This window comes from Bradyrhizobium sp. C9 (genome assembly GCF_002532045.1).
GTDB lineage: Bacteria > Pseudomonadota > Alphaproteobacteria > Rhizobiales > Xanthobacteraceae > Bradyrhizobium.
In genome coordinates this window covers 182,542-193,669 of record NZ_NWTG01000014.1, presented here as the reverse complement: position 1 = coordinate 193,669, position 11,128 = coordinate 182,542, and the positions used below count along the sequence as shown (strand labels likewise).

Annotated in this window: 12 protein-coding genes and 1 riboswitch; of the genes, 3 read left to right on the top strand and 9 right to left on the bottom strand. The window is 65.0% G+C overall.

All coding sequences use genetic code 11. The features are described from left to right. From thiC to CO675_RS25755, 6 genes are all read right to left on the bottom strand, one after another. The coding region (gene thiC, locus CO675_RS25780; RefSeq protein ID WP_097674633.1) for a phosphomethylpyrimidine synthase ThiC at positions 1 to 1,696 on the bottom strand (1,696 nt) is incomplete at its 3' end. Positions 1,697 to 1,720: 24 nt separating this feature from the next. Continuing rightward, the gene (locus CO675_RS25775) at positions 1,721 to 2,329 is read right to left on the bottom strand and encodes a thiamine phosphate synthase (RefSeq protein WP_097674632.1); all 609 of its coding nucleotides are present in this window, start codon (positions 2,327 to 2,329) and stop codon (positions 1,721 to 1,723) included. After that, positions 2,316 to 3,098, bottom strand: coding sequence for a thiazole synthase (locus tag CO675_RS25770; RefSeq protein ID WP_097674631.1), 783 nt, complete (start codon positions 3,096 to 3,098; stop codon positions 2,316 to 2,318). Before CO675_RS25770 ends, CO675_RS25775 begins: the two co-directional genes overlap by 14 nt. Positions 3,099 to 3,261: 163 nt before the next feature. After that, entirely contained in the window at positions 3,262 to 3,459 is a 198-nt protein-coding gene (gene thiS / locus CO675_RS25765) for a sulfur carrier protein ThiS (RefSeq protein ID WP_097674630.1), read from the bottom strand. Beyond that, positions 3,450 to 4,463 carry an FAD-dependent oxidoreductase gene (locus CO675_RS25760; RefSeq protein WP_097674629.1) on the bottom strand — a complete coding sequence of 338 codons (1,014 nt, stop codon included), beginning with the start codon at positions 4,461 to 4,463 and terminating at the stop codon, positions 3,450 to 3,452. Before CO675_RS25760 ends, thiS begins: the two co-directional genes overlap by 10 nt. Then, positions 4,451 to 4,593: riboswitch (TPP riboswitch) on the bottom strand. (Overlaps the previous gene by 13 nt.) Positions 4,594 to 4,760: 167 nt before the next feature. Continuing rightward, positions 4,761 to 5,288: a lytic transglycosylase domain-containing protein gene (locus CO675_RS25755; protein WP_097674628.1), complete on the bottom strand. Its 528-nt coding sequence runs from the start codon at positions 5,286 to 5,288 to the stop codon at positions 4,761 to 4,763. Between the two features lie 364 nt (positions 5,289 to 5,652). On the opposite strand from CO675_RS25755, the gene CO675_RS25750 reads away from it, so the two are divergent. Continuing rightward, positions 5,653 to 5,847, top strand: coding sequence for a hypothetical protein (locus CO675_RS25750; protein ID WP_050403193.1), 195 nt, complete (start codon positions 5,653 to 5,655; stop codon positions 5,845 to 5,847). Between the two features lie 46 nt (positions 5,848 to 5,893). Here CO675_RS25750 and CO675_RS25745 read toward each other — a convergent pair whose 3' ends face one another. Both CO675_RS25745 and CO675_RS25740 read right to left on the bottom strand, forming a co-directional pair. Then, positions 5,894 to 7,252 (bottom strand): ATP-binding protein, encoded by a 1,359-nt coding sequence (locus CO675_RS25745; protein WP_097674627.1) that lies wholly within the window; start codon positions 7,250 to 7,252, stop codon positions 5,894 to 5,896. A gap of 2 nt (positions 7,253 to 7,254) precedes the next feature. Next, positions 7,255 to 7,992: a response regulator gene (locus CO675_RS25740; RefSeq protein WP_021079973.1), complete on the bottom strand. Its 738-nt coding sequence runs from the start codon at positions 7,990 to 7,992 to the stop codon at positions 7,255 to 7,257. 288 nt (positions 7,993 to 8,280) lie between these two features. On the opposite strand from CO675_RS25740, the gene CO675_RS25735 reads away from it, so the two are divergent. Then, complete coding sequence (locus CO675_RS25735; protein ID WP_097674626.1) at positions 8,281 to 8,658, top strand: PRC-barrel domain-containing protein; 378 nt, start codon at positions 8,281 to 8,283, stop codon at positions 8,656 to 8,658. A 374-nt stretch (positions 8,659 to 9,032) separates the two neighbouring features. Continuing rightward, positions 9,033 to 9,551, top strand: coding sequence for a PRC-barrel domain-containing protein (locus tag CO675_RS25730; protein WP_097674625.1), 519 nt, complete (start codon positions 9,033 to 9,035; stop codon positions 9,549 to 9,551). 87 nt (positions 9,552 to 9,638) lie between these two features. On the opposite strand, the gene CO675_RS25725 is transcribed toward CO675_RS25730, so the two are convergent. Then, positions 9,639 to 11,036 carry a glycerophosphodiester phosphodiesterase family protein gene (locus CO675_RS25725; protein ID WP_245452917.1) on the bottom strand — a complete coding sequence of 466 codons (1,398 nt, stop codon included), beginning with the start codon at positions 11,034 to 11,036 and terminating at the stop codon, positions 9,639 to 9,641. Positions 11,037 to 11,128: the final 92 nt, after the last annotated feature.

Sequence of the window (11,128 nt, the reverse complement as noted above, 5' to 3'; positions counted from 1 at the left end):
ACATCGAGCAGAAATGCGCGACCTTGTGGGCTTCCTTCGGCAGGGTCTCGTCGTGGAAGTTCTTCGCGGTCTCGGGATCGAGGCCGAGGTTGAACTGGTCCTGCCAGCGGAAGTCGAAGCGGGCACGGCTGAGCGCGTCGTCGCGGAGCTGCGCGGCGGGGTGGCCCTTGGCCAGGTCAGACGCGTGGGCGGCGATCTTGTAGGTGATGACGCCGACCTTGACGTCGTTGCGGTCGGGCAGGCCGAGATGCTCCTTCGGCGTGACGTAGCAGAGCATCGCGCAGCCGAACCAGCCGATCATCGCCGCACCGATGCCCGAGGTGATGTGGTCATAACCCGGTGCGATGTCGGTCGTCAGCGGCCCGAGGGTATAGAACGGTGCCTCGCCGCATTCCTTGAGCTGCTTGTCCATGTTGATCTTGATCTTGTGCATCGGCACGTGGCCGGGGCCCTCGATCATGACCTGGCAGCCCTTGTCCCATGCGATCTTGGTGAGCTCGCCGAGCGTCTCCAGCTCGGCAAACTGCGCGCGGTCGTTGGCGTCGGCGATCGAGCCGGGACGCAGGCCATCGCCGAGCGAGAACGAGACGTCATACTTGCGCATGAGGTCGCAGATCTCGTCGAAATGGGTGTAGAGGAAGCTCTCCTTGTGATGCGCGAGGCACCACTTCGCCATGATCGAGCCGCCGCGCGACACGATGCCGGTGACGCGGTTGGCGGTGAGGTGAATGTAGGCGAGGCGCACGCCGGCGTGGATCGTGAAATAGTCGACGCCCTGTTCGCACTGCTCGATCAGGGTGTCCTTGTAGAGCTCCCAGGTCAGCTTGACGGGATCGCCTTCGCACTTCTCCAGCGCCTGGTAGATCGGCACGGTGCCGATCGGCACCGGCGAGTTGCGCAGGATCCATTCGCGGGTGGTGTGGATGTTGCGCCCCGTCGAGAGGTCCATCACGGTATCGGCGCCCCAGCGGATCGCCCACACCATCTTGTCGACCTCTTCCTCGACCGACGAGGTCACCGCCGAGTTGCCGATATTGGCGTTGATCTTGGTCAGGAAGTTGCGGCCGATGATCATCGGCTCGAGCTCGGCATGGTTGATGTTCGAGGGGATAATGGCGCGGCCGCGCGCGATCTCGCTGCGGACGAATTCCGGCGTGATGAACGCAGGCACCGACGCGCCAAAGCTTTCGCCGTCGGCGAGGGCGGCTTCGGCTCGCTCGAGCTGCTGCTTGCGGCCGAGATTCTCGCGCTCGGCGACGTAGATCATCTCCTTGGTGATGATGCCGGCGCGGGCGAATTCGAGCTGGGTGATCTTGTGGCCGTCGAGGCCGCGCAGCGGCTTGTGGTGCGCGGTGAAGGCCTTGGCGGCATGGGATGCGCCGACATTGCCGTTGTCCTCCGGCTTGATGGTGCGGCCGACATACTCCTCGACGCCGCCGCGCGCCTTGACCCAGGCGAGACGGTTGCGCGGCAGGCCGCTGTTGACGTCGATCGTGACAGTCGGATCGGTGTAGGGGCCCGAGGTGTCATAGACCGGCAGGTTCGGCTCGCCGGCGCCCTCGGACAGGATGATCTCGCGGAGCGGCACGCGGATGTCGGGCGCGGCCGCCGGGGTCGCGAAGATCTTGCGCGAAGAGGGCAGCGAGCCTGTCGTGACGGCGGGGAGCGTGGTGTCGGGGTTGGAGCGGATGTTCATGAGGGATCCTCCGTTGAATTCTGGTTAGGCGGCTGCGGCGCGAAGGCCGAGCCATTGTCTGACCCGCGCATCGGGGTCAGCGTTCTGGGTGACGTCACTGACGACGGCGATCGAATCGGCGCCGGCGGCGAAGATCTCGGCGGCGTGCTCGAACTTGATGCCGCCGATCGCGACAAGCGGGATATTGCCGATCCGCTTCTTCCACTCGGTGATCTTCGGGATGCCCTGCGGCTCGAACCGCATCGACTTCAGCGTGGTGAAGAAGATCGGGCCGAGCGCGACGTAATCGGGCTTCGCTGCGAGCGCGGCGTCGAGTTCGGCATCGTCATGGGTGGAGACGCCGAGCGTGAGTTTTGCCTTGCGGATCTCGGCGAGATCAGCATCGGCGAGGTCTTCCTGGCCGAGATGCAGATGCTCGGCACCGGCGACAACAGCCGCGCGCCAATAGTCGTTGACGACGAGTTTTGTGCCCGTGCCCTTGGTCACGGCCAGCGCGTCGGTGACGATCTGCAGCGCCCCGGCATCGTCGAGCTCCTTGGCGCGCAGCTGGATGGTGCCGACGCCGAGCTTGGTCAGTCGCTCGACCCATTTGACGCTGTCGACGACGGGATAGAACGGATCAGGATACGGCATGCCAGAACGGGGTCCCAACGACAGGGGTGGATGGGGAGGCGAAGTCGCGGGCTTCCATCAGCCCGGCTTCATAGGCGGTGCGGCCGGCCTCGACGCCGAGCCGGAAGGCATTGGCCATCGCAACCGGATCGGCGGCTTTCGCCACCGCGGTGTTGAGCAGCACGGCGTCGTAGCCGAGTTCGAGCGCCTCGGCGGCATGCGACGGCGCCCCCAAGCCCGCGTCGACCACCAGCGTGATGTCGGGCAGGCGGTCGCGCAGCAGCTTGAGCGCATCGCGGTTGGTGATGCCCTTCGCGCTGCCGATCGGCGCGGCCCACGGCATCACCACCTTGCAGCCGGCCTCCACCAGCCGCGAGGCGACCGAGAAATCCTCGGTGCAATAGGGGAACACCTCAAAGCCGTCCTTGATCAGGATGGTGGCGGCCTCGACCAGGCCGACCACGTCGGGCTGCAGCGTGTCGTTGTCGCCGATCACTTCGAGCTTGATCCAGGGCGTGCCGAACAATTCGCGCGCCAGCTTTGCGGTGGTGACCGCCTCGCGCACGCTGCGGCAGCCCGCGGTGTTCGGCAGCACGGTGACGCCGAGCTCGCGGATCAGCGACCAGAACGCATCGCCGGTCTTGCCGCCGGCGGATTCCCGGCGGAGCGATACGGTAACGATGCTGGCGCCGGAGGCGCGGATCGCGCCCTGCATGATCGCAGGTGAGGCATACAGCGCGGTGCCGATCAAGAGGCGCGAGGGGAAGGATTTGCCGTAGAAGGTGACCATGTGTCTCCTCACACTATGCCGTCGTCCCGGCGAAGGCCGGGACCCATAACCACGACCGGGTGTTGTTGCGACGAGCGTCTCCAAGTGTGCCCAAGGAAGGGCCGCGGAGTATGGGTCCCGGCCTTCGCCGGGACAGTGAGAGTGCGCGCATTCATCATCATCATCACCCTCCCTGCCGCGGCGTGATGATCTCGATCTCGTCGCCGGCTTTCAGCGCGGTCTCGGCCCAGCGGCCCTTCGGCACCACGTCGTAATTCACCGCGATCGCAAAATGCGTACCCTCGTAGTCGAGCTCGGCCAGCAGCGCGTCGACGCTGACGGCGCTGATCTCCCGCTGCTCGCCGTTGACGATCACGCGCATTGCATCACCTCATTGTCGATTTCGCCGCGCGAAAGAAAGGCGAGCGTCAGCTCGGCCAGCGCCGGCGCGAGCAGGAAGCCATGACGGTAGAGTCCGTTCACCGTGATGCGTTCCTGCTCGATTTTGATCTTGGGCAGATTGTCCGGAAACGCCGGGCGCAGGCCGGCGCCGAATTCGACGATGCGCGCCTCGCCGAATGCCGGGTGCACCACATAGGCGGCCCCCAGCAGCTCGAGCGCCGAGCGCACGCTGACGCCATTGTCCTCGGCCTCGATCGAGGTCGCCCCCAGCATGAAGCGGCCGTCGCCACGCGGGATCACGTAAAGCGGCCAGCGCGGATGGATCAGCCGCACCGGGCGAAGCAATTCGACCTCCGTGGTCTCGATCACGATCATCTCGCCCTTGACGCCGCGCAGGCTCGGCTCGCGGTCGCGCGCGGCGAGGCCGCGGCAGTCGATCACGAGACCATCGAGATCATCAACCTCGGCCTCGCTGCCGAACTTGATGGCGCCGCCGGCCTTCGTGATCGCGGCATGCAGCCGCGGCAGCACGCGGCGCGGCTCGACATGGCCCTCCTCGGGATAGAACAGGCCGCTACCGAAGCGGCCCTCGAGCGCCGGCTCGAGCGCGCGGACGCCTTCGGCGTCGAGCCTTTGATGGCCTGAGGTGAGGCGGGCGAAGCGCTCGAAATCGGCGCGGTCGCGCGGATGCGCCACCACCAGCGAGCCGCTGAACGCCGTTTCCGGAAAATGCCGCCGCCACAAATCGAGCGAGCGAATGCCGAGGCGGGTGATCACCGGCTCGGCGGCCTCCTCCTCGCACCAGGGCGCCAGCATGCCGCCGGCCCAGTGGCTTGTGGATTGCGTCATCGCAGCGTCACCGCGCTCGTGCAGGGTGACGGCACGTCCGGCCTCTGCGAGCAACAACGCATGCCAGGCGCCGGTTATGCCTGCGCCGATGATGGAGACGGGGGAATCCCCCCGCAGTCTTGACGTCTGATACATCCCTGTCCCTTCGCCGGCATGACCCGGATCAGGTTCAAAGGGTCACCGCGGTCCCGAACTGATCGCCTGACGGCGAAGTCCAAGCTTGCGGTATCTCAGCTCCTCCTTCGGAGCACCCCTCGGAACGCCCCTAATGTAGGCGGATGGGCGGACGTGTCAACTTGTATGCCAGGAGCGGCCGCGCTGCAGTGCCGCACCTCTTCGCGCGAGGTTGCCGGCGGAACGATCGCGTGATTTGCAGCGGGAAGGACGGCCGGCTGTGGCGTGCGCGTCAGGACGGAGTGGACGCGATCAGCCTTATTTTTCGGTCTGTTCCGGCTTCGGCTCGGCACTATCGGCCGACATTTGGTCTTGCTTGGCGAGCTCCTTCGGTGGCGCACCCGCGCCGCCATGCATCGCCTCCTTGAGGTGACCGCCGCGCTGCCGCTTTGCGACGTAGTAATACCCGCCCGCGAAATAACGCACGGCTCGGTCGAAATCGCCATTGGCGGCGCGATAGGCGCCGGCGAGGTATTTGACGCCGTATTTGAGATTGGTCGCGGCGTCGCGCAGCCCTTCGGCGGTACCGGTGTAGCCGACCCCACGGGCGGTCGCGAGCTTGATCTGCATCATCCCGATGGCGCCGCCGCGCCCGATCAGTTGCGGATGGTACTTGCTCTCGCGCACGATGACGCGATGCACCAGCTCTTCCGGCACCAGATTGGCCTGGGCCTCCGCCGCCACCATCGCCTCATATTGCGCCCGCGATTGTGCATGCGCACCGGCGCAGGACGCCAGCACCGCAATCGCGGCGGCAAGACAGCTAAGGCTCTGAAGGTTCTTCATCTCGGGTCGCCCGGGGGGATCAAACGCGCGTCGGTTCTGCGGTCTCAATGGTACGGCGAGCGGGCAGGAATGTGGCAAAACCTTCGCATCAGCGAACGTTCTGCCTCCGTGATTGTCCGGGTGCGGGTGAAGCGGACGATGTGGTGCGCAGACGGATGCTTCAAATTGTTTGCTTCGATCGTCGCAGCCGAAAATTGTTTTGGTCTCCGATTTTCTCGCCCGCGTTTTGCCGCACGCTATCCACAGCGGATTGTCGTGCAAACGACGCGATGAAGGTCTACATTCGTCGGTGACAGCGCGTGTGTTGAGTCAGCACGTCTGTCCATTCCAAAGCACGCAAGAAACAACATTCGGGAGATGCGCCATGGTCCGTCAGGACACCGGCTATATGCCTCGCGAAAATCCCTGCGCGCAATGCGGCAAGCCGATCGCCCGGCCCGATTGGGTGGAGCACAGCGAGGGGCGCACGTCGTTCCTGTGGAATTGCCGCGCCTGCAATTACCGCTTCGAGGCGATCGCGATCTACGACACCGCGCAACTCACGCCGCTCGCCGCCTGATGCTCTAGTTTATCGGTCTGCTTCGTCGCCGATCAGCCCAGCCTGATCAGGCTGCGGACTTCCGCTGCGATTGCAGCAGCTGCTGCCGCGCCGGCAGTTCGATCCGGACCACGAGCCCGTGCGGCTTGCGATCGTGCAGCGACAACGTGCCGCCATGCGCGAGCACGATGGCGTTGGCGATCGACAGGCCAAGGCCAAAGCCTTCGGCCTCGTCCATGTTGCGCGCCTGGTCGCCGCGCACGAACGGCTCCAGCACGCTTGCCTTGTGCGCATCCGAAATGCCGGGGCCGTCATCCTCGATGTCGATGACGAGGCGATCCGGCTGAACGTCGAGGCGCACGGCGACTTCGCCGCCGAAGCGCACGGCATTGTCGACCAGATTGGTGATGCTGCGATGCAGGTCGGCGGGCCGCGCGGTCGCCATCGCGTGCTGCGGACCCTCGTAGCTGACCTTGTGTCCCATGTCGGCGAACTGGTCGGTGACGAGGTGCAGCGTGCTCGCGATGTCGACCAGCGTCATCTCCTCGAGCTTGCGGTCGTTGCGCAGGAACGACAGCACCGATTCCAGCATCGAACGCATCTGGTCGAGGTCGCGCAGCATGCGGTGGCGATGGGTCTCGTCCTCGATGAATTCGGCGCGCAGCCGCATCCGCGTGATCGGCGTGCGCAGGTCGTGGCTGATCGCGGCCAGCATCTTGGTGCGGTCGTCGATCAATGCGGTGATGCGCTCGCGCATCCGGTTCAGCGCCTTGGCCAGCGAGCGGATCTCCTCGGGGCCGCGTTCGGGCAGAGGCGCCGCAGCGCCGTTCAGGCTGAAGGTTTCCGCGGCCTTGACGAAGGATGACAGCGGAGCCGTCAGCGCCCATGCCGCCCACAGGCCGAGCAGGGTGACGCTGATGACGGCGAACAGCACCGTCATCATCCACGGCCCGCCCCAGAACGGCCGCATGTGCTGGTCCGGCATCAGGTTCGCGGCGAACATGCTGCCGTCGGGCAGGCGGATGGCGACGCGGCGGATCTCGTTGTCGTTTGGCGTGCCGCCCGCTTCGCGCGGCAGCTGGAAGACGCGATAGCCGGCGCCGAGCCGGCGCAGCGCGTGCAGGCTCGGCGTATCGGTCTCGGCGAGGGCGCTGGTATCGGACGTGAAGTCACCGATCGCAAGCTGCGGGAAGGCTCTGATAACGTCGGCCTGGAGCCGCGGCCGCTCCGATGCCGGGGCATGCCCGAGCAGTTGCGCGGCGGCGGCGAGCTGGGTGTGCCAGCGATCGGACGGCTCCGGCCGGTCCGGGCGATGGATCAGGAAGGTGGCGGTGATGATGAGGTGCAGCGTGACGATCGAGACGACGACCAGCGCCGCCATCTGGGCGCCGATCCCCCGCAGACTCAGCACGCGCAGCAGCTTCATGGTCAGTTGCTCGTGGCGGCAACCGCCTCCACCCTCGGAGTGAACACATAGCCGCCGGACCGCACCGTCTTGATCATGGTGGCTTCCTGCGGATCGGGCTCGATCTTGCGTCGGATACGGCTGACCAAGACGTCGATCGAACGCTCGAACGAGCCGGCGCTGCGGCCCTGCGTCAGGTCGAGCAGGCTGTCGCGCGACAGCACGCGGCCGGGCCGTTCGCAGAAGGTGCGCAGCAGGTCGAACTCGGCGCTGGTCATGGCGACGCGCGCCCCTTCGGGGTTGCGCAGCTCGCGCAAGCGGATGTCGATGCGCCAGCCGAGGAAGGTCAGCGTGGTCGCACCCTCGATCGCGCTGGCGTTGCGCGCCGCGGCCTGCCGGCGCAGCACCGCGTTGATCCGCGCCAGCAGCTCGCGCGGGTTGAACGGCTTGGCCAAGTAATCGTCGGCGCCCATCTCGAGGCCGAGGATGCGGTCGACGTCCTCGCCGCGCGCGGTCAGCATGATGATCGGCGTCTGCGACTCCGCGCGCACCTTGCGGCACAGGCTGAGGCCGTCCTCGCCCGGCAGCATGACGTCGAGCACCAGCAGATCCACGCGGTGGTCGGTCATGGCCTTGGCCATCTCGCGGCCGTCCGAGGCGGTCGTGACATGGCAGGAATTGGTGCGGAGATATTTGGCGATGAGAGACCGCGTTTCGCGGTCGTCCTCGACGACGAGGATATTGGGCGCAGCCTGGGTCATACCGACTCTTTTGTCCGTGATTCGGGGGAAGCGGCTCAGGAATTTTGTTTCAGTGCATTTCTGGAATCTTGCCCGGCATAACGAGTTAACAGGTCGGCGTTGTGGAGAAAAGTTATCGTTCTGTCATCAAGCCTAATCCGTTGAAATACGGGCAGAACTCACCTGTGCCGCGCGCAGGGCCCGCGGGGGCCATGGCGGCCTGGAAAGGGGAAGGGCGTCTGTCATAATCAGGGCCGGAACCCGTTCCCCAGGCGACGCGTTGTTTCTCTTTCAGGCCAGGAGGGTGAGATGGCTGTCGAGGTCAGGGCAAGGCCGCATCAGCTCATAGCAAGCGATCGGGTCGAGGGGACGGCGGTGCGACGGGCCAATGGCGACATGATCGGCCATATCGAGCGGCTGATGATCGACAAGATCTCGGGCAAGGTGTCGTACGCGGTGCTGAGCTTCGGCGGCTTCCTCGGGATCGGATCCAATCTGATCCCGCTGCCGTGGGGCCGGCTGCACTACAATACGAAGTTCGAGGCCTACGAGCTCGACATCGAGGATGACGAATTGAAGCGTGCGCCCTCGTTCCGTGCCGACAAGGATTTCGATTGGGGCGACCGCTCGCAGGAAGTCGAGCTGCATCGCTTCTACGGCGTGCCGCCCTATTGGGGCGGCTTCTGAACGCAGTACGTCGCGCTCGATCGGCTTTCGTGATGCGGGGCGCGTTGTGCATGCGGATGATTTTGCGCAAGCGCGGTTCGCCGGGACGACTTCGTGAGCCAAACATCGTCACATCTGGGACTGCGCGTCCGGCGCAGTCGTGAGGCTCAACCGCAGCCTAATTGAGAGATCGCGATCGCTCGCGTCAAGGATCGCAACGTTCCATGCGTCGTAGAGCGCGCAACCCCCGGGGCTTGCCGCATCGCTTCCATGGCGTTCCCAAGCATGGCGTTCTCAGGCATCAGGGCGACCTTTGAGCGCAGGCGCATTAGGAACGGTCGCGCATATCACGGGTTCTCCCAGCATCGATTTTGCGAACTGAGGAGAGCGCAACAATGTTGATCAAATCCATCATCGCCGGCGTGGCCGGCTCCGCCTTGCTTTCAACCGTCGCGATTGCACAGACACCCACCGACAAGGGCGACAAGATGTCACCTGCGGCGTCGACAACGACGAGCACGTCGGCGACCTCGTATCAAGGTAACTGGCGCGCGTCCAAGGTCGTCGGCCTCAGCGTCTACAACGACAAGAACGAGAGCGTCGGCTCGATCAACGATCTCCTGATGGACAAGGGCGGCGCCATCAAGGCTGTCGTGATCGGCGTCGGCGGCTTCCTCGGCGTCGGCGAGCATCTGGTCGCCGTGCCGCTCGACAAGGTGAAGTTCGTGAGCGAGCCGGTCGCCTATACCGGCGCCGCGAACACCGGCAGCACGACCAAGTCGACGACCACCACGGGCGCGGCCCCTGCGGCGGCGGCGTCGAAGCCGAATCCCTGGTATCCGGATCACGCGGTGTTCAGCGCGACCAAGGATGAGCTGAAGGCGATGCCCGAGTTCAAATACGCGACCGAGTAATCCGGATCGCGTTGCCTGAAAGTCGAATGCGCCCGGCGATGTCGGGCGCATTTTGTCATAGGGTGAACGAAATCTCTCTTGTGGACGTCACCAGCCGAGTTCGCGCAGATAGGTCGCGCGGGCGGCGACGCCGGTGTGGGTGAAATCGGTGAACACACCGTCGACGCCGAGACGGAAGAACTTCAGATATTCCAGACCCGGATCGCCGCGATAGTCGGCAGCCAGGTATTTCTTCTCGTTCCGGAACGTGAAGACGTGCACGAACAGGCCGAGCTTGTGCGCGTCGGCAATCACGCTGGTGGCGTCCTGCGTCGAGGCATCCGCCGTCGATCCCTTGTGGGGCGTGCCGTCGGCGTTGCTGTCCTTCCACGGCGAGATCTTGTAGGGGACGATGTAGGCCTTCCACGGACCGATGCCGTCGGCATAGGTCTTGATCTCGGCGAGGCCCGCAGGCGTCAGCATCGCATCGAAGGTGCGGCCGTCGCCTGCGACCGTCCAGTCGTAGGGACGGGAGTTGGCGATGTTGTTGAGCAGCACCTTGCCGGTCTTGAAGTCGACGCCGTTGCCGTCGATCAGCTGGACCTGCCGCGTTTCCAGTCCGTGGCTGCGCATATATTTCAGGCTGCCGGGCTCGAAGCTCTGCACGATGATCGGGGCGTCCTTCGCATTGAGGCCGTTCTCCTTGATGATCTTGATCAGGGCATCCTCGAGCGGGTGGCTGCCGGGCGCGCCGCAGCCATTGGCGATCGCCTGGGCATTGTTCCAGGTCGGATTCTTGGTTTCCGGATAGACCGAGATCGTGCGCCCCGTCGCCTTGCTCTTGGCCTTGGCGATGTCGATGATGTCCTGGAAGCTGATGATCGGAAACTTGCCGTTGAACAGTTTTGGCCGTTCGTTGGCCGCATCATAGGTGGTGCCGGCGATCCACTCCTTCAGCTCGGTCATGGTGAAATCGGTGATCGACCAGTCATTGGTATGGTCGTCGCCGTCGACGATCAGCGCCTTCAGCACCGATTTCGGATCGGCCGGATCGACGAGATCGGTGGGATATTCAACGGGCCCGCTGGTCGGGGTTTGCGCCCACTTCACCTTGACCGGAACGCCCGGCAAGGTGCGCTTGCGTTTAGCCACTTCCGGATTGGTCTTCGCCACCTCGGCGACGTTGGTGTTGTCGCCGAGCCATGGATTGTGGCGCGCCACCAGCACGCAATCCTTGGTCAGATGCAGGTCCTCTTCGAGCGAGTCGGTGCCGAGATCGGCGGCCAGCTCATACGAAGCCTCGGTCTCCTCGGGCACCAGGCCCGGCACGCCGCGATGCCCGATCACGAGTGGCAGCTTGCCGTCGACGGTCAGGAAGGGTTTTGCGCCTGATGGCGCCGGGCCGGTTTGCGCAGACGCCATCGACGGCAGCAGGACCGCCAGAGCCGCCGCGCCGAGCAGCATCGCGCCAACATGCACCTTCCGTCGCGAACGAATCTGCCTCACGGCCAAGTCTCCATCTTTGCGTGGCATCGGGGCGATGCCATGAGGGCCGAGCCCAACAGGACCAACGCTGTTGTCTTCTTGTCGCAATCATC

Excerpts from the sequence above, each read along its gene's own strand:
- CO675_RS25775 (WP_097674632.1), bottom strand. The coding sequence starts at position 2,329 with ATGCCGTATCCTGATCCGTTCTATCCCGTCGTCGACAGCGTCAAATGG.
- CO675_RS25770 (WP_097674631.1), bottom strand. The coding sequence starts at position 3,098 with ATGGTCACCTTCTACGGCAAATCCTTCCCCTCGCGCCTCTTGATCGGC.
- thiS (WP_097674630.1), bottom strand. The coding sequence starts at position 3,459 with ATGCGCGTGATCGTCAACGGCGAGCAGCGGGAGATCAGCGCCGTCAGC.
- CO675_RS25760 (WP_097674629.1), bottom strand. The coding sequence starts at position 4,463 with ATGTATCAGACGTCAAGACTGCGGGGGGATTCCCCCGTCTCCATCATC.
- CO675_RS25755 (WP_097674628.1), bottom strand. The coding sequence starts at position 5,288 with ATGAAGAACCTTCAGAGCCTTAGCTGTCTTGCCGCCGCGATTGCGGTG.
- CO675_RS25750 (WP_050403193.1), top strand. The coding sequence starts at position 5,653 with ATGGTCCGTCAGGACACCGGCTATATGCCTCGCGAAAATCCCTGCGCG.
- CO675_RS25745 (WP_097674627.1), bottom strand. The coding sequence starts at position 7,252 with ATGAAGCTGCTGCGCGTGCTGAGTCTGCGGGGGATCGGCGCCCAGATG.
- CO675_RS25740 (WP_021079973.1), bottom strand. The coding sequence starts at position 7,992 with ATGACCCAGGCTGCGCCCAATATCCTCGTCGTCGAGGACGACCGCGAA.
- CO675_RS25735 (WP_097674626.1), top strand. The coding sequence starts at position 8,281 with ATGGCTGTCGAGGTCAGGGCAAGGCCGCATCAGCTCATAGCAAGCGAT.
- CO675_RS25730 (WP_097674625.1), top strand. The coding sequence starts at position 9,033 with ATGTTGATCAAATCCATCATCGCCGGCGTGGCCGGCTCCGCCTTGCTT.